The organism is Tropicimonas sp. TH_r6, assembly GCF_033101155.1.
Taxonomy (GTDB): Bacteria; Pseudomonadota; Alphaproteobacteria; order Rhodobacterales; family Rhodobacteraceae; genus Tropicimonas.
Window position 1 is genome coordinate 13251 of sequence record NZ_JAWMPX010000008.1, and the last position, 26777, is coordinate 40027.

28 protein-coding genes are annotated in these 26777 nt (G+C 61.4%); 11 read left to right on the forward strand and 17 right to left on the reverse strand.

Translation table 11 applies throughout. From position 1 onward, the window contains the following. Positions 1-369 precede the first annotated feature (369 nt). The 5 genes from R3X27_RS09770 to R3X27_RS09790 all read left to right on the forward strand — a co-directional run bounded on the left by R3X27_RS09770 (position 370) and on the right by R3X27_RS09790 (position 7421). The gene (locus R3X27_RS09770; protein WP_317708671.1) at positions 370-2595 is read left to right on the forward strand and encodes an efflux RND transporter periplasmic adaptor subunit; all 2226 of its coding nucleotides are present in this window, start codon (positions 370-372) and stop codon (positions 2593-2595) included. After that, positions 2592-5768 carry a CusA/CzcA family heavy metal efflux RND transporter gene (locus tag R3X27_RS09775; RefSeq protein ID WP_317708672.1) on the forward strand — a complete coding sequence of 1059 codons (3177 nt, stop codon included), beginning with the start codon at positions 2592-2594 and terminating at the stop codon, positions 5766-5768. The genes R3X27_RS09770 and R3X27_RS09775 overlap by 4 nt, the downstream gene beginning before the upstream one ends. Positions 5769-5808: 40 nt before the next feature. Continuing rightward, positions 5809-6150 carry a copper-binding protein gene (locus tag R3X27_RS09780; protein ID WP_317708673.1) on the forward strand — a complete coding sequence of 114 codons (342 nt, stop codon included), beginning with the start codon at positions 5809-5811 and terminating at the stop codon, positions 6148-6150. A 260-nt stretch (positions 6151-6410) separates the two neighbouring features. Continuing rightward, on the forward strand, positions 6411-6608 hold the full coding sequence (locus tag R3X27_RS09785) for a heavy-metal-associated domain-containing protein (protein ID WP_317708674.1): 198 nt from the start codon (positions 6411-6413) through the stop codon (positions 6606-6608). 159 nt (positions 6609-6767) lie between these two features. Beyond that, on the forward strand, positions 6768-7421 hold the full coding sequence (locus R3X27_RS09790) for a L,D-transpeptidase (RefSeq protein ID WP_317708675.1): 654 nt from the start codon (positions 6768-6770) through the stop codon (positions 7419-7421). 670 nt (positions 7422-8091) lie between these two features. Here R3X27_RS09790 and R3X27_RS09795 read toward each other — a convergent pair. From R3X27_RS09795 to R3X27_RS09830, 8 genes are read right to left on the reverse strand one after another with little or no spacing between them, the layout of a single operon-like run. After that, the gene (locus R3X27_RS09795) at positions 8092-8820 is read right to left on the reverse strand and encodes a DsbA family protein (protein ID WP_317708676.1); all 729 of its coding nucleotides are present in this window, start codon (positions 8818-8820) and stop codon (positions 8092-8094) included. A gap of 5 nt (positions 8821-8825) precedes the next feature. After that, the gene (locus tag R3X27_RS09800) at positions 8826-9320 is read right to left on the reverse strand and encodes a c-type cytochrome (RefSeq protein ID WP_411572477.1); all 495 of its coding nucleotides are present in this window, start codon (positions 9318-9320) and stop codon (positions 8826-8828) included. After that, positions 9317-10708 (reverse strand): multicopper oxidase family protein, encoded by a 1392-nt coding sequence (locus R3X27_RS09805; protein ID WP_317708677.1) that lies wholly within the window; start codon positions 10706-10708, stop codon positions 9317-9319. The genes R3X27_RS09800 and R3X27_RS09805 overlap by 4 nt, the downstream gene beginning before the upstream one ends. 56 nt (positions 10709-10764) lie before the next feature. Further along, entirely contained in the window at positions 10765-11652 is an 888-nt protein-coding gene (locus tag R3X27_RS09810) for a cytochrome c (protein ID WP_317708678.1), read from the reverse strand. Position 11653: 1 nt separating this feature from the next. Further along, a complete protein-coding gene (locus R3X27_RS09815; RefSeq protein WP_317708679.1) occupies positions 11654-12235 on the reverse strand; it encodes a cytochrome c in 582 nt (193 codons plus the stop codon). A 44-nt stretch (positions 12236-12279) separates the two neighbouring features. Then, positions 12280-12585 carry a hypothetical protein gene (locus R3X27_RS09820; protein WP_317708680.1) on the reverse strand — a complete coding sequence of 102 codons (306 nt, stop codon included), beginning with the start codon at positions 12583-12585 and terminating at the stop codon, positions 12280-12282. Positions 12586-12635: 50 nt separating this feature from the next. Next, positions 12636-13094: a cytochrome c gene (locus tag R3X27_RS09825; protein WP_317708681.1), complete on the reverse strand. Its 459-nt coding sequence runs from the start codon at positions 13092-13094 to the stop codon at positions 12636-12638. Between the two features lie 50 nt (positions 13095-13144). After that, positions 13145-13687, reverse strand: a complete 543-nt coding sequence (locus R3X27_RS09830) for a L,D-transpeptidase (RefSeq protein ID WP_411572478.1) — start codon at positions 13685-13687, stop codon at positions 13145-13147. A gap of 226 nt (positions 13688-13913) precedes the next feature. Between R3X27_RS09830 and R3X27_RS09835 the strand changes: the two genes are divergently transcribed. From R3X27_RS09835 to R3X27_RS09845, 3 genes are all read left to right on the forward strand, one after another. Beyond that, positions 13914-14195 (forward strand): DUF2933 domain-containing protein, encoded by a 282-nt coding sequence (locus R3X27_RS09835; protein ID WP_317708682.1) that lies wholly within the window; start codon positions 13914-13916, stop codon positions 14193-14195. Between the two features lie 305 nt (positions 14196-14500). Then, positions 14501-15274, forward strand: coding sequence for a DsbA family protein (locus R3X27_RS09840; RefSeq protein ID WP_317708683.1), 774 nt, complete (start codon positions 14501-14503; stop codon positions 15272-15274). Next, positions 15259-17373 (forward strand): protein-disulfide reductase DsbD family protein, encoded by a 2115-nt coding sequence (locus tag R3X27_RS09845; protein ID WP_317708684.1) that lies wholly within the window; start codon positions 15259-15261, stop codon positions 17371-17373. The genes R3X27_RS09840 and R3X27_RS09845 overlap by 16 nt, the downstream gene beginning before the upstream one ends. Positions 17374-17906: 533 nt before the next feature. Here the strand turns inward: R3X27_RS09845 and R3X27_RS09850 are convergent. The 6 genes from R3X27_RS09850 to R3X27_RS09875 all read right to left on the reverse strand — a co-directional run bounded on the left by R3X27_RS09850 (position 17907) and on the right by R3X27_RS09875 (position 22380). Further along, a complete protein-coding gene (locus R3X27_RS09850; RefSeq protein ID WP_317708685.1) occupies positions 17907-18356 on the reverse strand; it encodes a cytochrome c in 450 nt (149 codons plus the stop codon). Positions 18357-18405: 49 nt separating this feature from the next. Continuing rightward, positions 18406-18825 (reverse strand): DUF411 domain-containing protein, encoded by a 420-nt coding sequence (locus R3X27_RS09855; protein ID WP_317708686.1) that lies wholly within the window; start codon positions 18823-18825, stop codon positions 18406-18408. Between the two features lie 12 nt (positions 18826-18837). Next, the gene (locus R3X27_RS09860; RefSeq protein WP_317708687.1) at positions 18838-19764 is read right to left on the reverse strand and encodes a sialidase family protein; all 927 of its coding nucleotides are present in this window, start codon (positions 19762-19764) and stop codon (positions 18838-18840) included. 873 nt (positions 19765-20637) lie between these two features. Further along, positions 20638-21420, reverse strand: a complete 783-nt coding sequence (locus R3X27_RS09865; RefSeq protein WP_317708688.1) for an ImmA/IrrE family metallo-endopeptidase — start codon at positions 21418-21420, stop codon at positions 20638-20640. Beyond that, positions 21417-21833: a hypothetical protein gene (locus R3X27_RS09870; RefSeq protein WP_317708689.1), complete on the reverse strand. Its 417-nt coding sequence runs from the start codon at positions 21831-21833 to the stop codon at positions 21417-21419. The genes R3X27_RS09865 and R3X27_RS09870 overlap by 4 nt, the downstream gene beginning before the upstream one ends. Next, positions 21823-22380 (reverse strand): hypothetical protein, encoded by a 558-nt coding sequence (locus R3X27_RS09875; RefSeq protein WP_317708690.1) that lies wholly within the window; start codon positions 22378-22380, stop codon positions 21823-21825. The genes R3X27_RS09870 and R3X27_RS09875 overlap by 11 nt, the downstream gene beginning before the upstream one ends. A 175-nt stretch (positions 22381-22555) precedes the next feature. Between R3X27_RS09875 and R3X27_RS09880 the strand changes: the two genes are divergently transcribed. Genes R3X27_RS09880 through R3X27_RS09890 form a run of 3 tightly spaced genes read left to right on the forward strand, consistent with a single transcriptional unit; the run spans position 22556 to position 25652 of the window. Continuing rightward, positions 22556-23779: a nucleotidyltransferase gene (locus R3X27_RS09880; protein ID WP_317708691.1), complete on the forward strand. Its 1224-nt coding sequence runs from the start codon at positions 22556-22558 to the stop codon at positions 23777-23779. Then, positions 23772-24506 carry a hypothetical protein gene (locus R3X27_RS09885; RefSeq protein ID WP_317708692.1) on the forward strand — a complete coding sequence of 245 codons (735 nt, stop codon included), beginning with the start codon at positions 23772-23774 and terminating at the stop codon, positions 24504-24506. Before R3X27_RS09880 ends, R3X27_RS09885 begins: the two co-directional genes overlap by 8 nt. A gap of 9 nt (positions 24507-24515) precedes the next feature. Continuing rightward, positions 24516-25652 (forward strand): SAVED domain-containing protein, encoded by a 1137-nt coding sequence (locus R3X27_RS09890; protein WP_317708693.1) that lies wholly within the window; start codon positions 24516-24518, stop codon positions 25650-25652. A gap of 118 nt (positions 25653-25770) precedes the next feature. Here R3X27_RS09890 and R3X27_RS09895 read toward each other — a convergent pair whose 3' ends face one another. The 3 genes from R3X27_RS09895 to R3X27_RS09905 form a co-directional block, all read right to left on the reverse strand. Beyond that, the gene (locus R3X27_RS09895; protein WP_317708694.1) at positions 25771-25983 is read right to left on the reverse strand and encodes a hypothetical protein; all 213 of its coding nucleotides are present in this window, start codon (positions 25981-25983) and stop codon (positions 25771-25773) included. A gap of 96 nt (positions 25984-26079) precedes the next feature. Beyond that, the gene (locus R3X27_RS09900) at positions 26080-26523 is read right to left on the reverse strand and encodes a type II toxin-antitoxin system VapC family toxin (protein WP_317708695.1); all 444 of its coding nucleotides are present in this window, start codon (positions 26521-26523) and stop codon (positions 26080-26082) included. Beyond that, on the reverse strand, positions 26514-26741 hold the full coding sequence (locus R3X27_RS09905; RefSeq protein ID WP_317708696.1) for a type II toxin-antitoxin system prevent-host-death family antitoxin: 228 nt from the start codon (positions 26739-26741) through the stop codon (positions 26514-26516). Before R3X27_RS09905 ends, R3X27_RS09900 begins: the two co-directional genes overlap by 10 nt. Between the last annotated feature and the right edge of the window lie 36 nt (positions 26742-26777).

Genomic DNA, 26777 nt, shown 5'->3' on the forward strand with positions numbered 1-26777 from the left:
TCGGCGCACCACCACGAAGCGATGGATCATCCAATCGAATTCGATTTGGACGCCACCCTTTCCGGACGCGGTGTTGACGATGCATCAGGACCATGTGCCGGCCAGGGCAACGCAGGCCACTGCACGCTGACGAGCTGCTGTTTTCAAGACACGCTCACAACGGCCCGGCTGGTTTCTGTCGGTTCCTTGATTCCAGGAGAGCCCTGGATCGAACCAGTCAACTCCCGGCAATCGCGCTCTGAGACGCCCCACGACCGTCCTCCCCGTTTTCTCTGAACGATCCTTCGAGCTGTTGGCGCGATAGCCGACGGCGGATGTTTTGTTGATTGGAAACGGCTTGCCGTCTTGCAGGCCGGTGCAGAGGTGACCATGCGTGGACGTTATTCAGCCCTGAGCATTCTTGCGCTTGCCGCAGGTATGGCAGGCGGAGTGTATCTGGAACGGCTCTATTTGAACCCGACGGGCGCAGCCGCGCTTGAGGGCCCCGAGGTGCTCTATTGGGTCGCCCCGATGGACCCTAATTTCCGGCAGCCGGGCCCGGGAAAATCGCCAATGGGGATGGATCTGATACCAGTGTATGCTGGTCAGGAACCGTCAGGTGACCCTGCGGAGGTGACCCTGTCGGCGGCCGAGATCAACGCAATTGGCGTCCGTACGGCCCTGGCGCAAATGTCCGACATTTCGGATCGCATCGAGACCGTCGGCTTTGTCGGGTACGACGAGCATCTGACAAGTCATGTCCATACGCGCGTGGACGGCTGGATCGAGGCGCTCAACGTTCGGGCCGTGGGCGATCCGGTGCGAAAGGGCGACCTGTTGTTCGAGATGTTCTCGCCGCTGATCGGTTCATCCAGCGCGGAACTGATCCGGGCTCTGGAGGCCGGCGATCGGCGCATCGTCGACGGAGCACGTGGCAAATTGCGCAGCCACGGCATGTCCGACGACCAGATTTCCGAGATTGAGCAGAGCCGTGAGCTGGCCCGCAATCTCAAGGTTCAGGCACCGCAGGATGGCGTCGTGATCTCCTTGACGGCGGCGGACGGTATGTACCTGCAACCGGGAACGCGCGCCGTCTCGTTGACCGATATGAGCACGGTCTGGCTGATCGTCGATGTGTTTGAACGCGACATTGCCCGATTGAAGGAAGACATGCGCGCCGTGGCCCGGTTCGAGCATCTGCCTGGCCAGACCTTCGCGGGCACGGTTGACTATGTTTACCCCGAACTCGACCCGGAAACCCGCACATTGCCCGTGCGTCTGCGGATCGACAATTCCGACGGGTTGCTACGGCCCAACATGTTCGGAACAATCAGCCTGATCCCGACCGAGACGCGCACGGCGCTGACCGTTCCGACAGAGGCTATCATTCGTACGGGGTCCGCCGAGCGGGTAATCCTGAAGACCGGCGAAGGAACCTTCAAGCCGAGGCTGATCACCTCCGGTTTGCGGGATAATTTCGGCGAGGGCGGGCGGACCGAAGTTGTCCAGGGGCTTGCCCCCGGCGAGGAGGTTGTCGCCTCCGCCCAGTTCCTGATCGACAGCGAAAGCGCGCTCAACGCGGGGCTGATGCGCATGGCGCCGACGGACGAAGAACCGGCGCGGGGCAATGGCGATTTGATCGCGCTGGATCGGGAGAGCCGCATGGCCACCATCCGGCACGCTGAGCTCGAGACCCTCGATTGGCCCGCCATGACCTCGCGCTTTCCGGTGCGCGCGGACCTGTCCCTGGATCGGCTGTCCGAAGGTCAGAAGGTCGCCTTTCAGGCGGCGCGCGGGGCCGATGGGCTGCTGGGGCTGATCGATATCGGGGCGGATGACGGCATTGCGGCTACGGGCACCGGCACGATTCTGGCGGTGACAGCGGACGGAAAGCTTTCGCTCTCGCACGATCCGATCCCGGAACTGGGCTGGCCTGCCATGCAGATGGACATGCCCGTGGCGGGGTTTGATCCGGCCGATGTTCCGATGGATGCACCGGTGGAATTCGACCTGTCCAAGGGCGAGGATGGGGTGTTCATCATCGTCGGCGTACGCGGGGACGGCATGAATGCTGGCGAGGCGATGACGGATACCGCGACCGACCCGAAAACGATTGAAGACGAGGCGCCAATAGCGGACAAGGCTGCGCCCATTGTCGTCTCGGGAACGATCGACGCCACGGATCCCGCAACCCGCATGGCAACCATCACACATGGTCCGATGGTCGAGATCGGCATGCCTGGCATGACCATGGACTTTTCTGTTGCCGAGACGCTCGACCTGACCGCACTTGTTCCGGGAAGCGAGATGACCCTGACCTTCGCGCGGCCAGACGGCATGACGATGATCCTTGCCGCTGCGGAACCGATCCTGCCGCCGATGCAGGTCAGTGGCACCATCAACGCGCTCGATCCCGCGACGGGAATGGCGAACATCACCCACGGCCCGATGACCGAGATCGGCATGCCCGGCATGACCATGGATTTCGCGGTTGATCCAGGGCTGGACACGACGACCCTGCCGGAGGGTCGGGAAATGACGTTGCTGCTGAAACGTAATCCGGATTTCTCGCTGACGCTGGTTGGCGCGGCCCAGATGCCGGAGTTGCTGCAATGATCCCGGCCATCATTCGAGGTTCCATTGCCAACCGGTTCGTCGTCCTTGCGCTTGCGGTCATGATCGCAGTGGCGGGTGTCTGGGCGATCCGCGAAACCCCGGTGGACGCAATCCCTGACCTGTCGGATGTTCAGGTCATCGTGCGAACCTCCTATCCGGGCCAGGCGCCGCAGGTTGTCGAGGATCAGATCACCTATCCGATGGCCACGGCGATGCTGGCCGTGCCGGGGGCGAGTGACGTGCGCGGGTTCTCGTTCTTTGGCGACAGCTATGTCTACGTCGTGTTCGAGGATGGCACCGACCTCTATTGGGCGCGCACACGGGTGCTCGAATATCTCGGCCAGATCGCCTCCAACCTGCCGGAAGGCGTCTCTCCCCAGCTTGGCCCGGATGCGACCGGCGTCGGCTGGATCTATCAATACGCCCTGATAGACCGCACCGGCGAGCATGACCTTTCGCAGTTGCGCACGCTTCAGGACTGGTTCCTGAAATACGAGCTGCAGACGGTCGATGGCGTGTCTGAAGTCGCCACCATTGGCGGCATGGTCAAGCAATACCAGGTCGTCGTCGATCCCAACAAGCTGCGGGCATTTGACATCACGCTCGCCCAGATCCGCACCGCCATTCAGGGTGCGAACCGGGAGACGGGCGGCAGCGTGATCGAGATGGGCGAGGCGGAATTCATGGTCCGCTCCACAGGCTATGTTGACGAACTGTCGGATCTGGCCAAGGCGCCGCTGATGGTCAACGATCGGGGTGCGGCGATCACATTGGGCGACGTAGCGGACATTCGCCTCGGCCCCGAAATGCGGCGGGGTGTCGGCGAGTTCGACGGTGAGGGCGACGCGGTGGGCGGCGTTGTCGTCTTGCGGTGGGGCGGCAACGCCCTCGCGGCGATCAAGGCTGTGGAGACCAAGATCGAAGAGATCAGGCCGAGCCTTCCGGAAGGTGTGGAGATCGTCACCACCTATAACCGCGCCGGCGTGATCGAGCGCGCGATCGACAACCTGAAGGACAAGCTGATCGAGGAGTTCATCGTCGTGGTGCTGGTCTGTGCGTTGTTCCTGTTGCACCTGCGATCATCGCTCGTGATCGTGCTTTCGCTGCCGTTGGGGATCTTCGCTGCCGTCATCATCATGAAGATGCAGGGTGTGAACGCCAATATCATGTCTCTGGGTGGCATCGCGATTGCGATCGGGGCCATGGTCGACGCCGCGATCGTGATGATCGAGGCGATGCACCGGCGAATCGAGAAGGAGCCGCTGACACCGCAGAACCGATGGCGCATCGTCAGTGAATGCTCGTCGGAAGTGGGCCCCGCGCTGTTCTTCTCGCTGGCAATCATCGCCGTCAGTTTCCTGCCGGTGTTTGTGCTGGAAAGCCAGGAAGGTCGGCTGTTCAAACCGTTGGCATTCACCAAGACCTATGCGATGGCGGCTGCAGCAATCCTTTCGGTAACGCTGGTCCCGGTGCTTATGGGGTATTTCGTGCGCGGGCGCATCCTGCCCGAGCGCAAGAACCCCTTGAACCGACTGATCATCTGGATCTATCGCCCGTTTCTCGATGCCGCCGTTGCCTGGCCCTGGGCCACGACCTTGCTGGCGGGCCTGCTGGTCGCCTCGATGTGGTGGCCGCTACAACGGATTGGCTCGGAGTTCATGCCCGAGTTGAACGAGGGCGATTTCCTCTACATGCCGACGCTCTATCCCGGCGTGTCCATCGGCAAGGCCCGCGAGGTGCTGCAACAATCGGACCGGTTGATTGCGACGATCCCGGAGGTGCAGACCGTACATGGCAAGCTCGGGCGAGCCGACACAGCGACCGACCCCGCGCCGCTGACGATGATCGAAACCACGATCCAGTTGAAACCCGAAGCCGAGTGGCGCGCCGGCATGACGATGGAGGATATACGGTCGGAACTGGACCGGGTTGTGCAGATTCCGGGCGTGACCAATGTCTGGATCCAGCCGATCAAGAACCGGATCGACATGCTGGCCACGGGCATCAAGACCCCGGTTGGCGTGAAGATATCCGGGGCTGATCTGAAGACGATCGAACAGATCGGCATCGAGATCGAACGCGCGGTCGTGGGGATCGAGGGCACGACATCTGCCTATGCCGAACGCCCGGTCGGTGGGCGCTTTATCGAGATCAACGTCGATCGCGATAGTGCGGCCCGCTACATGATGAGCGTGCGCGATGTGCAGGACGTGGTCCAGACGGCGATCGGCGGTATGCAGGTTTCGGAATCCGTCGAAGGGCTGGAACGGTTTCCGATCAACCTGCGCTACCCCCAGGAATGGCGCAACAGTCCGGAGCGGCTGCGCGATCTGCCGGTGGTGACGCCCTCGGGCGCGCATATCCCGCTGGGCAGCCTCGCGGAGATCGCGGTTGTCGACGGCCCCGGAATGATCCGCTCCGAAAACGCGCGGCGCACCGGTTTTGTGTTTATCGACATCGCTGGCCGCGATCTCGGCGGATACGTGCAGGAGGCCCGCACCGTGGTGGCCGATCAGGTCAGCTTGCCGCCGGGCTACTCCATCGCCTGGTCCGGCCAGTACGAATATATCGAGCGGATGCAGGAACGGTTGAAGCTCGTTGCACCGGCGACTTTGCTGATCATCACGTTGATGCTGTTCCTTGCCTTCAACCGGGTGATCGAGGTGGGCATTATACTTGCGGCCCTACCGGTTGCGCTGGCCGGCGGCGTCTGGTTCCTGTGGTATCTGAGCTTCGACATCTCGGTCGCTGTGCTGGTGGGCTTTATTGCGCTGGCGGGCGTTGCCGTTGAAACGGCAATCGTCATGCTGCTCTATCTCAACCTTGCCTGGGAAAAGCGCAAGGATCTGGCGCTCTCGGAAAGTCGCAAGATGACGCCGGTCGACGTCGAAGAGGTGGTGTTCGAAGGGGCGCTCTTGCGGGTGCGGCCCAAGATCATGACGGTTGCCACTATCTTCGCGGGTTTGATCCCGATCATGTACGGCCACGGGACGGGCTCTGAAATCATGCAACGCATCGCAGCGCCGATGGTGGGCGGCATGGCATCCGCGACCATGCTGACGCTGTTTGTGATCCCGTCGATCTTCGTGATCTGGAAGCGGTTGGCGCTGAAACGCGTCAACCGCCAATTGGCGCGCGCGCCCTTCCCAGTCGCACCGGTTCCGGCCGAGTGACGCTTGTTCTCGTCATCTTCTCAACCAGAAAGGTAACACTATGAAGATATTGACCCTGACTCTGCCTGCACTGCTCCTCGCCACTCCGATGGCGCAGGCCCAAACGAGCCACGCAGCGGACCACTCCAAAATGTCGGAGACCGCGGCTCAAATGGAAGGCGCGGTGCATACCAAGGCCATCGTGAACTCGGTTGGCGAGGAAACGGCCAATGTCAGCCACGACCCGATCCCGGAAATCGGTTGGCCTGCCATGACGATGGATCTGCCGTTGCGTGCAGACGCTCAGGTGATGGGGGATGTCGCTGCTGGTGACACGGTCATTCTGATGCTGATGAAGGGCGACGATGGCATGTATGCAATCAGCGCGATGATGCCTGAATAGGGTTTGCGACAGCCGGCCGGAGGCACCGCTTCCGGTCGGCATCTTGCGAGCAAAACGGAAGCTGGTCGTCACAATCATTGGGCAAACCGCTTTTTCCTTTCGGCACTCGAACCTTGAACGATGGTGCGAAATTGAAAGCTGAGAAATTGGGCCGCCATGGAACTCCGCCCCAGGAGCACAGGCAAACCGCATATGCGACATCGGTTTCACTTGACCTTCCCCCGCTGGAATCCTCGAAGGACGGCTCAAAGGAGAATGCCATGACCCGTTTCACCGTCCCGGAAATGAGCTGCGGCCATTGTACGGCCGCCATCGAGAAAGCCATCAAGGAGATCGACGACCAGGCGAGGGTCGATTGCAACCTCGAGGATCACTCGGTCTCGGTTTCCAGCGATCTGCCCGCGAAAGCGCTGCAATCCGCGATCTACGAGGCCGGGTACAAGTCGGAGGCCGCCTGAAGACCATCGACCATCCGTGGTGCAAGTGGTGGACGCTCCGGGCAAGTTCTGATTGTCGGCCCGGACGAGTAATCACGCAAGGCTCGGGGGCAAGTTCGAGCGATCTCATGGCCTTGAAAATAAACGTTGGACGAACCTTGGTTTCATATAGGAGCTTCCATGCTCAGTAGACGCCACTTCATAATGACAACGGCCGCGCTGTTCTCGGCTCCGATAGCGACCCCGGTCTTCGCGGACAGGACTCAATGGGCGGCCTGGGATGCCCAGGTGACACCGGTGAACTTCGATCCCTCTTTTTCGAACCCCTGGGGTCTGCACCCGCGCTTTCTTCCCAGGCGTGTCGAGGCCAACCCCGGACTGATCCCCGGCGATATCCACGTGGATGCAGTCGCGCGATATCTGTACCACATTCAGACCGACGGAACCGCCATGCGCTATGGTGTTGCCATAGGTCGTGGTGGTCTCTACGAACCCGGGACCTACACGATCAAGCGAAAGGCCAAGTGGCCACGTTGGACGCCGACGGCGGCAATGATCGAAAGAGAACCCGAAATTTACGCGAAATTCGCAGACGGACAGCCGCCAGGGCCGGAGAACGCCCTGGGATCGCGGGCGCTGTACCTATTCGTTGGCAATCGTGACACATACCTGCGCATCCATGGAACGCCGTTCCCCCGTTCGATCGGCTCACGGGCAAGTTCCGGTTGTGTGAGAATGGTGATGGCACATGTCAACGAGCTGTATGAAAACGTCGCGGTCGGGTCGACGGCGATCCTCTATTCGGCCGACAACTACGTCACGGCCTCCAACTGATCTGGAAACGGGTTTGCCGGGAGCCTTCGTGAAGGTGGAGCCAACTGCTGTGTCGTTCCTCCGACAAATGCGAGGCTCACTGTGCGACGTTGATTCAGGCGGACAGAGCCCGCCTTGATTCAACCACCGACAGGTGTCCCTTGCGGTCGGGCGCAGATTGGCCGTCCATCTCTGGATCGGAGCGGCAGATAGGTTGTTTCGACCGGTCCTACCCATTGGAACCAGTAGCAGCCATCGTCCGGCCGGATCCGGACGGACTGCAGGTTTTGATTGGGTGCAGCGATGGCAACTACGCCTTCTGGCAATTCTTCCAGCGCGGCCGGTTCTGTCCCCAGGTTCACCGCCGATGTCGAAGTCGTGCAAGCTCCGACAAATGCAAGCATAAACCCGGCAAGGAAGACGTTTCTGGTATTCATTTGGATAGCTCCGTGTGTGCAAATCTTGCCCTGCCTCATGTCTTCATATCCGGGTTCGGCCAAACCCGGATATTCAGCCTCGTCTGGCAGGTTTCGGCATTTCGAAAGAATGTGTGGCTGTAATCGTTGTGCATGCGCAGTTGCGAGTCCGTCAGGCAAAAAAAGTTGGACCGGTCGCGCCCGATCAATGAAAAGGCCGGTGGCGTTCCGCCACCGGCAAGTTGGGGTCCCCCATGTCCGAAGGATTCCCGGGATCAATTGGCGTCGCGGGCTTGCCCCACCAGTTCCTCCAAATGCGCCTTCTCGACAAAGCCCGGAACCAGCGCTTCGCCGATGACGAAAGCGGGCGTTCCGGTGAGGCCGAGCGCCTGTGTGAGCGCCATGGATGTCGCGATGTGTTCCTCGATTTCCGGGCTATCCATGTCCTCCCATAGCTGATCGACATCGAGTCCGACCTCTTCCGCTACCCGCAAGATGGATGCCTCCTCGGCACGGCCCTTGAGATCCATGAGCGCCCAGTGAAACGCCTCGTATTTTCCTTGATTGCGGGCCGCGAGCGCGGCGCGGGCGGCAAACACCGAGCCTTCACCGAGGATCGGCCATTCCCGGTAGACGACCCGGATGTTGGAATCCTCGGCCATGAGCGCTTTCACTTCGTTCGCGGCGCTCTTGCAGTAGGGGCAGTTGTAGTCGAAGAACTCGACCATCGTCACATCGCCTTCAGGATTGCCGATCACCGGCGCGTTCGGGTCATTTTCGAGCAGATCCCGCTGGGTAGAGAGTACTTCGGCCGCGGAATTCGCCTGTTGCTCCGCCTCTTGCTGTTGCAGGATTTGCACCGCCTCCATGACGATGCCGGGGTTTTCGCGGATCGCCTCGTAGACAAGCTCCTTGATACGGGCCTCGCTGAGGTCGTCGGCTTGCGCTATCGTTGATGTGAGTAGGGCGAACGCTGTCGCGATGCTGGCAGTAATTGTTTTCATGTGAGTCACTTTCCCTGTTGCAGGCGTTCTGCCTCGGTGCGGACGGACTGGATCTCGCGGACCCGCTCCGGCCAGGTTGATTTGATGAAGGCGATGATGTTCCAGATGTCCTGGTCGCTGAGGCTGTCGCCAAAGCCCGGCATACCGCTCTCGAATTCCATGCCCTGCTGCGCCAGCGTCTCGGCGCCGCCGAGTTGCGTGTAGGTAAAGAGCAGCATGTCGCCGTGGTGCCAGGTGTGTCCGGTCTCGTCATGCGGAGGGGCAGGCAGCAGGCCGTCCTCTCCGGGAGAGCGCCAGTCCTCGGATTGACCTTCAAGGTTCGCGCCATGGCAAGAGGCGCAGTTTTCCTGATAGAGCGTTTTGCCCGCGCTGACGTCCACATCCTTTGGCTGACCGAAGGATTGCGCGGAGCCGCCCAGCAGAAACCAGCTGGCCGCGACGGCAAGCAACGCACCAAGGCCAAGTGCCCCGGTGCCCTTCAGGATCGTTTTCGTACTCACGCCAGAACCCTGATGCGGGTCATCATGCCGGCAGCGGCATGGGTCAGCATGTGGCAGTGGAACAGCCAGTCACCGGGGTTGTGGGCAACGAAGGCGATCTCGCGGCTCTCGTCGCCGAACATCAGCAACGTGTCGCGCAGCGGGCCGAGGCCGCCGCCGGCCAGAACCTCGCGGAAATGGTGGCCGTGCAGGTGCATCGCGTGCGGGAACATCGTGTCGTTTTGCATTACCACGCGCACGGTCTGGCCACGTTCGGCGATAAGGAGCGGCTCTTCCGGCATCCCGACCATCCCGTTCATGGCCCAGAAGTTCATGCTCTGCGCCGCTTCGCGGAAACCGACCTCGCGGCCGTCCATCACGGCCGACTGGAAACCGCGCATGGCGCCGCCCTCCATGTGAAGTCGACTCCTCAGCGCATCTTCGAGGCCAGTGACGCCCATGTCCGGGTTCGGCGGCAGAGGCACCGGAGCACCCCGGCGCGCGCCCGACGCTTGCCCATTCACGTTGAACAGGGCCTGAGAAAAGGTCTCGTCTCCCTCGTAGCGGACCAGATGTGCCTCGCCGCCGTCCTCGGCGGTTACATCGACGATCAGGTCGGCGCGTTGGGCTGAGGCCAGCAGGAGCGTTTCGGTGATCGGTTTCGGGGCTTCCAAAGGCATCCCGTCCAGCGCCACGATCCAGCCTTCCAACCCCTGAAGCTCCAGCGCAAATATCTTGGCATTGGCGGTGTTGAGCAGGCGCAGACGCAGCCGTTCGTTCTGCTTGACCGAAAGCGTCTTGTTGAAACTGCCGTTGGTCACGGCGATATTGCCGATCCGGCCGCCATGGCTGAAATCGTGCATGTTGCCAAAACCCGCAATCAGCCCCGTGTCCGGATCAAGGCGGAAATCGTCCAGCACCAGCACCTCTTCTCGATCCACGTCGGGCGCATCGGATTCCTCGACAATCAGCGGCCCCTGCAATCCACGAGCGACTTGTTCATAGGACTGGTTGTGCGAATGGTACCAATAGGTGCCTGCATCGGGCAGGTCGAACTCGTAGAGGAACGCGCCGCCCGGCGGCACCGCGTCCTGCGTCACGCCCGGCACACCATCCATCGCATTGTCGATGCGGATGCCGTGCCAGTGCAACGTGGTCGGCTCGGTGAGCGAATTGACCAGCCTTCGGCGCAACCGGTCGCCCTGCCGGGCGCGGATCTCGGTGCCCGGAACGGTGCCGCCATAGGACCAGATCTCGGTCTTCGGGTAGCCCTCCGGAGCGATCTGGACCTTCGCCATGGCAGCTTCCAGCACGTCCGGGTCGATGCCGGCGGACAGGGCCCGCATCGGCAACAGGGGAGTTGCCGCCAGTGCGGCCGCGCCGGTCAGCAAGGATCTGCGGTGTATCATATCTGTCTGGTCCCTTGATACGAACGCGGGCCGTGGGTGGCCCGCGTCCAGTCTTGTCAGTCTTGATCGAGCACGTAGGTCGCCATTGCGGTCAGATCTTCGGGGCTCAGGAAGGCAGTGCCACCCTGCACGACCTCTCCCATGCTACCACCAAACGCATCGCCATCGGGCATCACGCCGGTGCGAAGCGCGAAGGCGAGGTTCGTGACGGTCCACCCCCGTTCCACGAGGTCACCGGGGAGGATTGATGGCGCAGCGTCGCCGCCGGGGAGATCCTCGTTGCCCGCGAAGGCCGCACCGGACAATCGCGCACCGACAGGGTTCCTGGGCGTATGGCAGGCCGCGCAATGCGATGCGCCCTCGACCAGTTGCCTGCCGCGGTTCCAGGCGTCACTGCGCCCGGCTACCGGATCTGTGTCCGGCGCCTCGAGGAAGGCCGCCCGCCAGAGCTTCAGCCCCCACCGCTGGTTGAACGGAAAGGCAACGTCATGATCCGGTGCCGGTTCGGCCACGGCCGGAACGGTCTGGAAGGCGGCCCAGAGGTCGGCGATGTCCTGATCGGTGAAGTTGCCGTAGAATGGGTAGGTGAAGCTCGGGAAATAGGGCTCACCCTCCGGCGAGACGCCCTGCCGAACTGCCACCGCGAAGTCCCCAATCGTCCAGACGCCGATCCCGTGCTCCGGGTCAGTGGTCAGGTTCGGCGGGACGAAGGTTCCGAAAGGCGTTTCGAGTGGAGCCCCCCCGGCCAGCGGTGCACCACCGCCGGCCATGTCGGTATGACAGGCAATGCATCCGCTGGCGCGCGCCAGATAGGCACCGCGGTTCGGATCGCCAGCCAGTTCGATTGTTCCCGGGTCATCCCTGATCGGCCAGTACACCAGACCGATCACGAATGCCCCGCCCGCAACGGCCCCGAGGGCCGCCAGACGTAGCAGAAAAACCATGTCACTTGTCCTCTGCGCGGAACCGGCTGTGACAGGCGGTGCAGCTTTGGCTGACCATGGCAAAGGCCATGTCGGCCGGCATCTGGGCGATATGTTCTGCCGTCATCATGGGCGTCTGCCCCCCCATCATGCCGCCAGATCCCATCATTCCCTGGCCGCCCATCATGGTGCTGTTGCCCATCATGTTGCCTTGAGCGGGCATGCCACCGATACCGTTGTCGGCGGCGGCCTCCAACCCTTCGGCAAAGACCTCCAGCTGGCGCGCAAGGCCTGCGAAATCCTCCCAGTCCTGCCAGATCTCGGGCTTCGCCTCCGATGCGCCCCCGGAGGTGCCTTCGGGGAATTTCGTGGTCATCGCCTCCCCGGCATGATCGGCAATCTGCGCGGCGCCGGCGCGCACGGCGGCAGCGTCATAGGCGGCCGTGCCCTGCATCATTGGCGCGAGCGCCTTCATGACCTTGGCCATGGCGGACATCCCATCCATGCGTTCCATGACGATGCCCGTCGCCCCGCCATGGGCGAGGGCAGCGACTGCAATCAGCGAAATCCCGGCCGCGCCGGTGATGCGTGCTGTCAAATTCATGTCTTCGATCCTGTTCGTTGTCCTGTCTCAAGAGAGTTTCCGTGTCAGGACAGGATGCGCGGTGGAGGCGGATCGAAGCCGTGGGGTGTACCGGTCTGATCTCGGCTATGTGCAAAAAAGGTCAGTTGGCCAAGTTCCAAAATCGGCTGTGGGATGGGGTGTGCCGTGACGACAGCCTGGAAGAAGCAGTCCAACCCGGGATGGCAGTGGTCAGTGAGATCAATATCGGGCGCATCGTGGTGATGGCCGTCCGAGGAATGTGCGACCTCAGTAAGAATAAGCTCGTGGTGGTCCTCAGTTGATGCGAAAGCCGGGCCAGATAGTGGCGGGAAGATCAGCGAGACGCTCACCAGCGCCGCCCAGATCCTACTCTTGAAACCTGTCCGTCCCGCATTCCGCATCAATTTATCCCGTTCTCGCGCTGCAACTCGCGCACATAGAGCGTGATATAGGCGACATCGGCATCGGTCAGCCCCTCTACCGGGGCCATGTTTCCGAACTTCCAGTGATGCGCCCGCACACCGTTCTTTGCCGCCAGTTGAAAGGCCATGTCCCCATGATGGCTCGGCTCGTAGATCTTGTGAACGAGGGGCGGCGCAACGCCATTCTGTCCGGCGGCGTTCTCGCCGTGGCAGGACGCGCAATTGGCGTCGAATCCCTTTTTGCCGATCTGGGCGTTGGCCGACAATTCAGCCGGCACACGAACTTTCTCGATCGGGGCGCCCTCGGCAATGTCGGACGTGTCGGGAGACGTCATGGAATGCCCCGCGACCTCGGGAGGGTTCATTGCCTGAAAGATAAATACGCCGAGACCGCCGAGAAAGATGGCGACGATGGCAAGTGGCAGAAGTCTGTTCATGTGTGCAGATGTCCCGTCAGCGCTTCCCCAAATGGTGCGCCATATTGATTTCAGATCAACTTCACCTGGGTGCCGATCTTGGCCAGCGCGAACAGTTCCTCGATTTGTTCATTGTAGAGACCGATACACCCGTTGGACGACTTGCGCCCGATCTTGCGTGTGTCGTTGGTGCCGTGGATTCGGTAGTACTGCCAGGAGAGGTAAAGCGCATGCGTTCCGAGCGGGTTGTCGGCTCCCGGCCCAACGAAATCCGGCCAGTCGGGATTGCGTTCTTTCATGGCTGGCGTCGGACGCCAGCTCGGCCCTTCGACCTTTCGTGTGACACGGGTGTAGCCGAGCTTCGTCAGGTCGCCCGATAGCGGGACGCTGGTAGGATAGACCTTCCGGATCGTCTCGTCCTCCGACCAGTACTGGAGCATCTTCGAAACGGTGTCCGACAGGATCACGCCATTCTCAAGGCTGTCGAAGTGGTCGCGCCAGTCATGGACGCGAAAGGATGAGGTGTTGCGCTGGATTGCCGGGGATGAAAGGCGCTGTGTCGGTGCATCCTGTGCCAGGAGCACACCCGGTTGCATTCCGACGATACCGGCCACGGTTCCGACGACAAAGTTTCGCCTATTTATGCAGACGTTCTGTTTCCTGTTCACTGCCCTGCCTCCGAGGCTTGTGTCCGTTCGCGATGTAACAGTTGAACGACCTTCCAGCGCTGGAGGGTCAACGGCCTTTCGATAACGAAACAGTGAACTTGTCCGGCTTGACCTTCCCGCGCCGGAAGGTGGCACGGCTGATCCCGGCAAGCCATTAAGAAAGAGGGACGAAATGCCGAAAGAACAGATGCATGCCGGGCACGCTGGAAAACTGGCCAAATACGGGATGTGGGCCTGCTGTGCCGTCATGCTCATTCCGGTTGCCGGGTTCTTCCTGGCCGGAGGCGCGGGCGCTGGCATGTCCCAGCCTTTGACGGCCTTTGCGCCCCTGGTCCTCTGTGTCGGCGCGCATCTTGTGATGCACAAGATGATGGGAAGGTCCTGCCACGGCGGTGACGAGGCGAAAACGACACCAGAATCGGCTGACGTCATTGAAGAGCAGCGGGCCGGTTAGCGGGCCGTTGCTGTTTCTGTTGAATGAACGGTTCCTTGGGTGCCGGGGAGTTGCAAAATGGGTTGTGCTATTGCTTCCAGCGGTCGCAGCGGGATGTTCGACGGGAGGCGTCTGTACCGGCGAGGCTCCCCGCACGGCGGTGGAGCGACAAAACCTGCTTCAGCTTCCGGAGGGATGTGAGCTGGGTGCAATCGGCGCCGGCGGCGCCGCAGAACTTCTCTGCGAGGGCGGCAGGACCGGCTATGCGATTCTTGGAACCTCGACGGAATGAAACGAGACAATGAATAGGGCAGGAGAGTTCATAGATGGCCATTGATCGAAGGCTTTTTCTGGCTGGACTTGGGGTCGCTGCGGTGGGCGCTGCCGCCTGGAAGTATGTGCCGAGGATCTTCGAGGCACCGTTGTCCTTCGAAGCGATGGCGGACCCGGAAGGTTTCCGCAAGATCGAGGGGGGCAAACGCAGCGCCGCATTCGACCCGTTCTTCGGATTGTCGCCCGATGAGGTGGATCCCGGAGAAGCGGTGACTGAGGCAACTGTCCGACAGGATATCTGCGGGGCGCTCTATGGCGGGAACACCGTGCCTTCCGGCGTCGTCAGGATCGCGTCCTTCTCCGACTATTATTGCCCCTATTGCCGGGTCCAAACTCAGAAGCTCGCGCGGCTCGAAGAAAACTCGAGCGGCGGCATAGAGGTCGTATGGCATGAGCTTCCCTTGCTGGGAGAGACGTCGGACATGGCCGCAAAGGCCGCCCTGGCTGCGAAACGGCAGGGCGCCTATGTCTTGTTCCACAAGCGTTTGATGAAATCGGCCTTCCGGCCCACGCCGGAGTATCTTCGGCTGCTGTCAAAGGATATCGGCATCGATCACGATCAGATGGCCGCCGACATGGCGAGCGCGTCTGTGGAGGAAGAACTCCGGACCAGCGCCGCCCTTGCGCGGATCTTTGCATTCGTCGGCACGCCAGCGCTGGTGGTCGGCAAGACGGTTATCCAGGGACAGATCAGCGACCGGACCATCGAGCGATTGATCGAACTTGAGCGAGAAGAGGGGGTGTCCGCCACATGCGCGACCGCCTGAGCGGATTGAAACGGGGGATGTTGCTGGCGGCGGTGCTTGCCGGCGCCCTGCTGCACTTTCCGGGAGCGGGGAAGGCCGCCGAGTCGGAAACGCATGCCTCTCCGGCCGTGCAGGCGAGGTTGATCTCGGCCGAGGACGGGATCGCCCCGGACGCACGATCGGTCTCCGTGGCACTGGACCTTGTCCTCGGTGACGGATGGAAAACCTACTGGCGGTCGCCGGGCGAGGTTGGCATCCCGCCCCAGATCGACTGGACCGGTTCGCACAACATTGCCGATGTGGAGATGCTCTGGCCCGCGCCCAAACGGTTCCGCGCCTTTGGCATCGAGAATTTCGGCTACGACACCGAAGTTGCCTTCCCGCTGCGCGTCGCGCTTGAGCAACCGGGCGCGCCCGCGCGCCTGAATGCGGCCGTCAACCTGCTGGTCTGCTCCGACATCTGCGTTCCCGAGATCTTCGACCTGACGCTGACACTCGACCTGGGCACAGGCATCGATTTGGCCTCCGCGGCCCGGATCGCGGAATATGCAGCCAAGGTGCCGGATGACGGGGATAGGAGCGGCATCTCCATCTCCACGGCGTTCATCGCCGCCGATCTGACCTCCCTGACAATCGCCGCCCGTAGCGAGGCGGGGTTCCAGACGCCTGATGTCTTTGCCGAGCTCGGCCCGGCAGCGGCCTTCGGGGCCCCGGACATTCGTTTGAGCGAGGGGGGCTCCGCGCTCTGGGCACGACTGCCGATCCTCTATGCGGGCGAAGTCTTGCCGGAGCTTCGGGTGACGATCACCGACGGGCCGACCGCCGCGACCCTTTCCCCGGAATTGTCTCCCGCTCCACCCAAGCCGCCGTTTTCCCTCAAGACGGCAGTCCCGGGCATTGGGGATGTGGCCTGGATCGCGCTCTTTGCGCTGATCGGCGGGCTGATCCTGAATGTCATGCCCTGCGTCCTGCCGGTGCTGTCGATCAAGCTCTCCTCGGCCGTGAAGACGAGTGGACAGTCCCCGCACCGCATCGGGTCGGGATTTCTCGCCTCCGCCCTTGGGGTGCTGGTCTTCATGTGGGCGCTGGCGGCGGCCACGCTTCTCGCCCGCTGGCTCGGTCTGTCCGTCGGCTGGGGCCTGCAATTTCAGAACCCGTCTTTCCTCGCCATCATGTTCCTGATCCTGGCGCTCTTTGCTGCCAACCTCTTCGGAGCCTTCGAGATCAGCCTGCCGTCTGCTTTGCAGACCCGTCTGGCGAACGCCGACGGGGCACCCGGCTATGCCGGCGATTTTGCCACCGGCGCCTTTGCCGCGGTGCTGGCAACACCCTGCTCGGCGCCGTTTCTCGGAACGGCCGTGGCGTTTGCCCTGTCGGGGCGGCCACTGGACATCTTCGTGATCTTCACAGCACTCGGGATCGGTCTTGCCAGCCCCTACATCCTCATCGCCCTGCGCCCCGGTCTCGTGGCGCGCCTGCCAAGACCCGGGCCATGGATGGTCTGGCTCAAACTCGCCCTCGGCGGGTTGCTCGCCGTCACAGCGGCCTGGTTGCTGAGTGTCCTTGTCGGCGTGTCTGGCCCCGCCGCCGCTGCCTCGGTCGCGCTCGCGACGCTGGGGCTCGTCCTGATCCTGTCGATTGGCCGGATATCGTCTCGGTTGCGACTGGTTGCCGGTTCGGTTCTCGCGCTCGCCATCATGGTCGGTCCCGCCTTCATGCTCCCGCCACTGGCCGAAACGCGTGCCATCGCCACCAACTGGACCCCGTTCAACCGGGCCGAAATCGCCCGGCTTGTTTCGGGTGGCTCTGTCGCTTTCGTCGACGTCACCGCGGATTGGTGCCTGACCTGCAAGGCCAACAAGGCGCTCGTACTGGACCGCGAACCGGTGGCCACGGCTCTGGACGCACCGGGGATCGTGCCAATGCGGGCCGATTGGACGCGCCCCGACGAAGGTATTTCGCGCTACCTCGCGAGTTTCGACAGGTTCGGGATCCCCTTCAATGTCGTCTACGGGCCTGCGGCGCCGGAAGGTATCGTGCTTCCGGAACTCCTGACGTCCGAAGCGGTTCTGGACGCGCTTGAAGCGGCGGCCAGGCGGGCGGTTGCAATCCGGGAGTAGGGCATTGAACGGATAGGCGGATTCTCGATGATACCTTCGTCCAGCACGCATTCGCGTCAAAGTCCGATACTCGGCGTTCCTGTGGCAATGACGTTCCTCGCCGAAATCTTTTATCGTGTCGTCCGGCGAGTTGTCCTGTTCCCCGCGGGAATCCTCGCCGGCAAGGTGGTCTGAGCCGAGACCCGCGGCATCGCCATGGGGCTGGTGTTTGGCGGTCTCACGCTCTTGTGGATCGTGATCAGGTACACCCGGAGAGCCGCCGCTGCGCGGGCCTGGGTCGCATTCTTACTCGTCTCGGCCTGCTGATCGTGGCTGCGCAGCCGTATCGATGCCGTTCCTGCCTGTTTCGGAGGAAACGACGAAGCGACCAGGGGACGCTCTTCATCGCCTCGGGCACAGCCCCCGCGATCTTTGGCGCGTTTCTGTATCGATGGTTGCTCTGCGCGGGACCGGATCATCCTCAGGGGAGGCCAAACCTGCTTGATCGGCCTCCCGGTTTCTCTGTTCGCACAGCGCAAACGGCGCCGTGCGCGTCACTTCCTGGAGGCCATCCCTGGCAATCCGGCCTGTATTTCCCGTTTGGCGACGGGCCAGTTCGCCTTCACGAAGGACAGGATTGCCACGATCTCGTCATCCGTCAGAACGCCGTCGAACGCCGGCATGTCGCTTTCATAGCCGGGTACGACAGCCCCGATCCCTGATTTGGTCATCGCGAAGAGGTGGCTGTCCGAATGGGTGAAGGAATGGCCGGTACCGTCCTGTGGGGGGGCGGGCATTCGACCGGTCTCGAGGCGCCGCCGCCAGTCGGGCTGACCCTCCCGGTTTTCTCCGTGGCAGGCAGCGCAGTTTTCTGCATAGAGCGCTTCGCCTGAGGCGATCAGTTCCGGCGTTACCGGGTTTCCGAGGAAGGTCATTTCGGCAGGATCGGCAATGGCGGCACCCGAGAGCGCCGCCACAACCAATCCCGGTCGGACGACAGACAAGGCTCGGCGCGCGAGGCGCCGCGGCCTTTGCCTGCCCGAAACGGCCGGATCACTCATTCGAGTAGACCTCGATGCCCGAGGGGCCGTAGGAGTAAACCTTGAGCGTTCCGACCTTGTCCGGGGACATGCCCGGCGAATTTGGCGGCATACCCGGCAGGATGAGGCCGGTGATCGCCGGGCGTTCGTCCAGCAATCTGGCGATGACCTCTTCGGGGATATGACCGTGCACCTCGTAGCCGCCAATTTCGGAATGGTGGCAGGACAGGCCCTTTTCGGGCACGCCGACCGCCATCGCCCGCTCGGCGACATTGGTGACATTGACGATCGTCACGTCATAGCCCCGGTCTTCCATGTATTCCGCCCATGCGAGGCAGCAGCCGCAGCTTGGGTCGCGGTAGACGGTGACGGGTTCGGCGGCAAGCGCCGGGGTGGCAATCAGCATGAGGGCTGCAAGAGAGAGTTTTTTCATAGGGTATCTCATTCAAAGAACCGCGGACGCGGCCCAGGAAGTGCCGCCGTCGCGGCTGTGGAACAGGCCGCTTTCGGCTGCGGCAACGAGTGTTTCGGGAGTGTTCGGATCCGTGGCCAGCGCGGTGGCGGTGAGCTGGCTGGCCTGTTTCCAGACCACGCCGGCGTCGGTGCTTGCCCATATGCCGGATGGCAGCGCGGCCCAGAGGCGGTTGGATGCCGCCGGAGAGGCGACCAGCGAAAAGACCGGTTGGCCCTCCGGGAGCGGAGCAACTTCCGCTGCTTCGGCCCCCTCAACCAACCCGTCCAGAGCATTGTCCGGCTGAACATCCTGCCAGCGGCAGAAGCAATCGGGCACGCGCTGCACACCGTTCGTGGTACCGCCATAGAGCCAGATGCCACCCATGCCGCTGGCCAGATCGACCGAGGCAAGGGAGAGGACATCGCGTTCGTCACCCCCGATGAAAGGCCGATCCATCGCGAATTCCCAGCTCGCACCGGCATCCTCGCTGCGCCAGAGTCCGTCGCCGGCGATTGCGGCATAGAGCGTGTCGGGCAGTTTCGCAGCCGTCGCCAGGGCATCGATCTGTGCGTCCGGCAGGCCCCGCCCGAATCTGGCAAAGCTGTTTCCGCCATCTGTCGATTGCGAGAGACCGCCACCTTCAAGCGAAACGACAAGGCGGCCCGGCCGTTTCGGGTGGCTGGTGATTGCGATCGCCCCGATGTCCGGTCCGGAGATTGGTTTCCAAGTGGCACCGCCGTCGTCGCTCGTCAGCAGGGCATCTCCGACGGCGAAGGTCGTTCCTTTGTCAAAGGCAAGTCCGGTGATCCGCTGGGCCGTAGCCGCACGGAGCGGCGGCGCGCCACTGACGATCAAAGCTCCCAAGGCGCCACCTGCAAAGGCACGCCGGCTGAGCCGGATGTTCGTGATTTCAGTCATTTCTCGAATTCCCAAGATGGAGATCGAAGCGCGCCGGTGAAGGCGCGGCCAATCCCGTCACATGCGCCGGGTAGCAGCGCGGTGGATCACATCAGGAAAAGAGGCGCGGAGGTGTGCGCGCGGGCGGTTCGGTCCAACTCCGAAACGCTGCCTCTGGGAACACAAGCACGGCATCCAGAGCGGCATCCGGACCATCCCATTCGACCGGCAAAGAAGCCACTTGTGCCGAGGCACATGTGCCACCGCAAGCAGAATGGCTATCCTCGCTGACGTCATCGCAGCCGGCACAGGATATGTCGGCCATGTCCGAATGATCACTATCGGACATCTCGACAGCCATCATGCCCATCGACGCAGCCTGCGCCACCGTTCCTGCGAAGAAAGCGGCGAGCAGTCCGATGCAAAGCATTTTGAGCAGACGCGTCATGGCGGTGAATATGAGGCTCCAACAGCAAATTGTCGATGGCGAGATCGTCGCAAGAGAGCTCGCCGACCGGGATCAGCCTTCACTTCAGGGCGTCAAGCCCCTGTTTGACTTGTGCCCGCCGGGGATCTTCGGCAGGGAGCGCATTGGCGAGTCTTCCCGCTGCCTCATAAGCGTCTGCGGCCTTCTTGGTTTCGGGAGCAGGTCGCGAGGCGATCACTCGGCCGAAAGTGACTGGGACATCTTGGCAGTGATCCCCGACGATGCGCGGACGACATCGACACGTCAGTATCCAGTGTCTTGCCTGGTGTCCCAGCCCGCACGAGAGCTCCGAAAGCACCGGGATCAACACATCGTCCATCCGCAGGTATCCACGACCACAGTGTTGCCGGCCGTCCGTCGATCCAGACAAGGGCAGGTCAAGTAATGGCGGGCAAGCCGAGGATGCTTCAGTCAGCGAGCATCCTATCGCTCCTGGCGACGAGGAGCGTCACAACTTCGTCATCCTGAGTCCTGAAGGATTGTTCACCGACATCTACCTGGTCCGCCCACTGAACATCAAACCAAGTGTCGGCTTCGACTGTGGACATGTAGCCGTCATCTCCAGCGCCTTCAAACAGGATGCTGTATGCTCCGCTCTGGCGATCGAGAGTATCCTTCGGGAACCACTTCTCGTCGATACTCTTCGAACGGACAAACCAACGGCGCCCCTCTTTTCCGTAAGCTATCAATAGAGAAGGATGAAAATCGCTCTCAACCAGCCGGTAAGCCATCGCCGTCAGGCTGACGTCGAAATGGGTCGCCATCTTTCTCACGGTCCTCATATCGAGTCGATTGAAGTCGCGCATCGCATCCTTCAGCATGAAGCGGGGCATAAGAAGCTCTGCCGCAAATCGGTTTGCGGCCGCCTCTTTCGAAAGGCCACGAGACTTTCCGCTCCCCCCGATGTCATCCTTGCTGCACAATAACTGATGACCCCTGTGCCACTCCCAGTGGCCAATCTCGTGCGCCAGCGAAAACCTCTGCCGACGAGAGAGAGCACGGTTGTCGATCGAGATGATCGCCCGCCCAACGTCAGCCCTGCCGGCGATACAGGCATCACACCCATCGAGTTCCCGGTACTTGACTTTCGCTCCACTCAGCCAAGCGATAGCCTCGAGGTCTATCCCTTGCGGATCCCGGATCGACAAAGACTCCAGAACTCTCTGGGCAGTTCGAGGCTGATGTGTCATTTGTTCGTATCGTCCTGATCATCATCCCAGGCATCATCATCGAACAGTTCGTTGAAGTCCTCGTCGAGAGCTTCTTTGTCCCGCTCCGATAGCTTCTTGCCATTTCGGGCCGCCATGGTGTCAGGGACAAAGCTATCCGGACGAGCCTGTCTGTCGCGTGGTTTCAGCTGGACAATATTGGCCTTCGACTGTTCGCGATCCTGTTCCAGTGCTTCTCGCGCTCCCCGAAGACGTGCTGTGTTCGCCTCGACAATCGCCGCCTCCAGCCACGCATTCATCCTCTGGGCGAAAGCGGCGGTGTCCTCGCCATCTGCTTTGGCTTCTTCGAAAATCTCATCCGGCGTCATCGCCAGGATATCCTCGTTGATCGCCTCTTCGAGCCGATCGAGCTTCGACATCTTGTCATTCACCATTGATCATACTCTTGAGTTCCTGGTGCGCATTCATTTTACGTCTGAACCGCTTGCGCACAGTTTCGTAACGGGTCACGTCGCCATCAAACAGACTGAGAAGGTCGCTCTTTTCCCAGCCGTCCATAGTCCCCTCTGCCAGAGCCTCTGCTTCATCATCCCCCTCGAAGAGCGCCATGACGTGCGCTACAACTTCCGTCTCGAGAACGAGTTTTTCAGCACTGGTTTCCTCAGACACAGTGTCGATGACCTCATCTATGCCGCGATCCACATTGCGCCTGAATCCGATCTTGGACTCTTCCGATACGATGCTCTTCATGACGCCAGAAAGGAATGCGAACAGGTTCAGTCCTTTTGGCCAACGACGCCTTCCCTCGAGCACCCGGAAAATGGCGTCTTGGAGAACCTCTTCCTCTTCGCCTGGTCGACCAACGCGGCAGCGATTGCGCGCCAGGCGTCTCATTTTAGCCCATTCAGCCTCTGTCAAAGAAAGCGCAGCCTTGAACTCGTCGACGGAGTGAAACTGTCGTTGGCTTGTTGCCTGATCCATGGGCCATCCTCGTTCGCTCTACTGACATATGCGCCCGAAAGCCAAGACACCGGACAAAAAATGTTCGTCCCACGTGTCCGGGACTCAAGCTCTCAAGCGCATACCATAACAAGGGCCGATTGGCAGGCCCCCCGCATTATGTGGTGCCGGATCACCGAGCAGAGAAAGAAATCGAATGAACGTACCGAAAGACAGACAGATCACCTCGAAAGAGGGAGCCCTCTGGGCCATCGTCCGGGAAATCTCGATCCCGCAGACCTATGACGACAAGGCGCGTGGCCGGTATCGGTCCATCGGCGAATGGCTCGACCGCCCGGACTCAAAGGTTCATGACCTGAAACCGAAGATCTCGGCTCAGGGCTCGTTCGCCCTGGGAACTGTGATCCGCCCCGTCGGCGACGGCGATGCCTACGATGTTGACGTGGTTTGCGAGCTCGAGAAAGGCGACCACAAGCATATGTCGCAAGCTGAACTCAAGAGTTTGGTCGGCATCGAGATCAAGGCCTACGCCACGAGGCACCAGATGAAACAGGTTCCTCAGGACGGGCGTCGGTGCTGGACCATGGAGTATGCCGATGAGGCGGAGTTCCATATGGACATTTTGCCGAGCATCCCCGGGAAGAACAGTTACGTGGCTGCCATGGTAGCCGCCGGATACGACATCAACGGCGTGCGCTCTTATACAGGCACCGCGATCAGCATCACCGACAAGAAGCATTGCGGTTATAATGATCGTGGCGTGACATGGCTCGTCAGCAACCCGAAGGGGTATCTGCGTTGGTTCCGCGGCCGTCAGTACCAGATGCTCGAGCAGAGGCGTGCCCAGATGAACGCCGCTGGCCGCGTCATTGCCTCGGTCGAGGACTTTCCGAACCACGAGGTCCAGACACCGCTTCAGAACGCCATCAAGCTGCTGAAGCGGCACCGGGACGTGATGTTCGACGGGGATGAGCACAAGCCGATCTCGATCATCATCTCCACCCTGGCGGCAGCCTCCTACAATGGTGAGGCGACGATCTCGGAAACGCTCCGGAACATCCTGCCCAAGATGCAGCGTGCGATCGAGGACCTCGGACCCGTCGCCGTGATCCCGAACCCGTCCTACCCGGCGGAGAACTTCGCAGACAAGTGGCAGGAGAAGCCGGCGAAGCGCAAGAATTTCGAGCGCTGGATCGCTCGGGCGCGCCAAGACTTCCTTGCCTACTTGGCCGGCAGCCGGTTCGACTCCATTCCGCCTGCGTTCCGGGACAGCATGACGGCCGAAACGATCCGCAAGGTCGCGCCCCTGATGTCCCTGACTACGGCTGCTGTGGCAGCCAGCGCGGCCGTGGCCGCCGAAGAAGCCGCCGCGGTGAAAGCCTCGGGGACCACGACGAAGCCCTGGTTCGCCGGTGAGTGACGCCGCGAAGTCCCTTCTCCGAGACGTCAGGGACTCCCTCTACGTCGACCAGCCTTACCTGGACATCGCGACCCGGGATGAGGCGGTCGTCGTCGAGGGCATCTACCTGCTACTGGCAAAGCTGCCTGCCTACCGGGATCGTGGCCCGTTGGCGGAGCATCGCATCCGGATCGAGATTCCAGCCGACTATCCGGCCACGGAGCCCAGGGTCACGATGCTGGATGACAGCCTTCCCAGGCATGAGAGCTTCCACTGTTCGACCTCGGGTGTCTGCTGCGTCACCGTATTCGAGACATGGGTGGTGACCCAGAAAGACCCGTCGATAGGGGCCTTCCTCGAGGGGCCGCTCAGAAATTTTTTTCTGAGCCAGCTTCTCCGGCGGAAGGGCAAGGACTGGCCGTTCGAGGAATGGAACCATGGTGTAGATGGCTGGATCGACGCGGTGGCCGAACTCATCGGATGTCGGCCGCGCAAAACCGAGGTACGGAATATCCTGGAGCGCCGACGCGACGATGACCCGCTGGACATGAGGGCAGAGTGCCCCTGTGGAGCCCGCGTATCTGCGACAGATTGCTGTGGACCATCGCTTCAGGATTTCTGGATGCAGGTGAGTGCGGAAACAGCCGAGTTATGGCTCCGTCGGATGGTCGAACTGACGCCGACGCTGTCGCCTCATGAGATACAACAAAAAATCCACCGAAACCGCCCTTTCAGGCGAGTGCATTGAGGACGAGAAATGGGCAAGAATGGAACCCGAAATCTAACTGAGAAAACCAGGCGCATCGTATGGGCGAAGTCCGCCGGACGATGCCAGTTTCAGAACTGCAACGAGCCACTGATCGGACACCTGGTGTCGGGCAACTCCGGTGCGAACAAGGGCTACGTTGCCCACATCATTGCCGACAGCGTCAATGGGCCGAGGGGTGATGAGGAGCTCTCGCCGCGTCTCGCCAATGACCACACCAATGTCATGCTCCTCTGCGATCCCTGTCATCGCGAAGTTGATCGCGAGAACCCGGACGCCTATCCGCCGGAGCGCCTTCGGCAAATGAAGCGGGATCATGAGGCTTGGGTCGATATGGTGCTTTCGGCCGGCCCGAACAGACGCTCTCACATTCTCCAGTTCAGCGCGCCGATAGGTCCGAATGAAACTGCCGTGCCCTTTGATGACTGCGTGACGGCCATCTTGCCAAATCGTACTCCTGCGGAGGCGAGGCCCACCGAGATCAAGGTCAAAGGCATGCACTACAAGGACAGCGACCCGACATACTGGCAAATCCAGCCCGAGGTGCTTCGCGCCGATTTCGCCAGGAAGGTGCTCGGCCGGTTCGAGGCCGGTGACATCCGCCATCTTTCGGTCTTCGGCCTTGCCCCGATCCCCCTCCTGATGGAGTTGGGGCGACTTCTCTCCGACATCTCGGTTGCCGATGTCTACGATCTGCAACGCGAGCCCGTGCAGTGGTCCTGGCCGGAGGACCGGGAGGAGGTCCAGTTCGCGCTGCGGCGGGGAACACCTGGTGGCAAACAGGTTGCCTTGAAGCTCTCCATCACAAACGAAGTCAGCGATGATGTCGTGGTGCAGGCTCTCGGAACCGACGTCTCGATCTGGGAGATCAGCAGCGACATCCACCGGGCGGGCATCATCCGGCACAGGGACGATCTTCGGCGGTTCAGGGAGATTGCACGCCGCACCTTCGATGAGATCCAGAACCAGCATGGACGCGATGTCGATCTATCTGTCTTTCCAGCCACGCCAGTGTCTTGCTCCGTGGAGTTTGGTCGGGTCTGGCAGCCAAAGGCGCAACCGAGCTTCGATGTGTATGATCGGACTCCGGATCTCGGGTTCGTTCGTCGACTGCGGATAGGGCCGTAAGGGAAAGCCCTGTGAGAAGCGTCTTCCGCGTCTGCCCAAGATGGCGTTCGCCTGGATGTATGAGAGGGTCCCACGACTCGGAACTTCAATCCACTCCCCCGTGAGGCGGCGACGGCATCTACCAGGTTTCGTCTGGGTCGCCGACGCCCTGACCAAGTTGCCGGCGGCGCGTGTAGAACGCCTCCTCGATTTCAGTCGGTCGGGCCATCTTCTCGGTGAAAGCGTCAAGCCACAAGGCACATTCGTCTTCACTCATCTGAGTGGTGTCGACCTTGCCCTTCAGGGCATCTGCTATGCGCTTATTCCTGTCTGCCTGTTCCCCAGCCGCCATAGAAGAACACTCCTTGTTTCTCCAGCCCTTTGCATTTCGTGGTGCAGAAACTGGACCCGTATTGCGGAGAACAAGGGGTTCCCTGGTCTTCCGGCACTACGTGTCAGACGAAGATTTTTCCGCGGGCATTGTCTTCCAAATGCGCCCCACCCATCCCGGGTATCCCGTGAGGCCATCAAAGGCGCTTTCTTTGGAGATCAGCGGACAAGCCAGTTCCATGGCGGTCGCTGCAATCATTCGATCGAACGGGTCCTTGTGCGACCAGGCCATCCCGCCGGAAAGAGCGGCCATCTCTGCCGTGAAAGGCGCAGCAACGCCACCCTGAGCACGCAGGAGCTGTGGCAGTCGCATGACGATTTCTCCGACCTCAGGCCATTTGCCGGATCGATGCTTGGCGGTGATCTCATGAAGCGAGCAAGGCGCGACATAAACTGTTCGCGCCTGCTCCATGATGCCTCGTGCAGTATCGGACAGTTCAGACGACTTGAACAGGCTCCAGACCCAGGTATGTGTATCCAGAAGGACCGTGGTCAGTTCCAAAGCGATATCTCTTCCTCGCTCATCGGCTCGAGAAAATCCGGAATGCTGGAAACAGCACCTTCTGCGATTCCGATACGGAAGGCGGGACTTGTCGCATTTGCAGATAGAAGCCGCACGACGGGCTTGCCACCTCGCGCGATAAGAACTTCCTCACCGCGTTCGGCAGCGGCAACAAGCTCCGAAAGCTTTGCCTTGGCTTCCGCGATGTTCATTTGCATGGTTCACCTCCAAGGATGAGTATAGTCCAACACTTG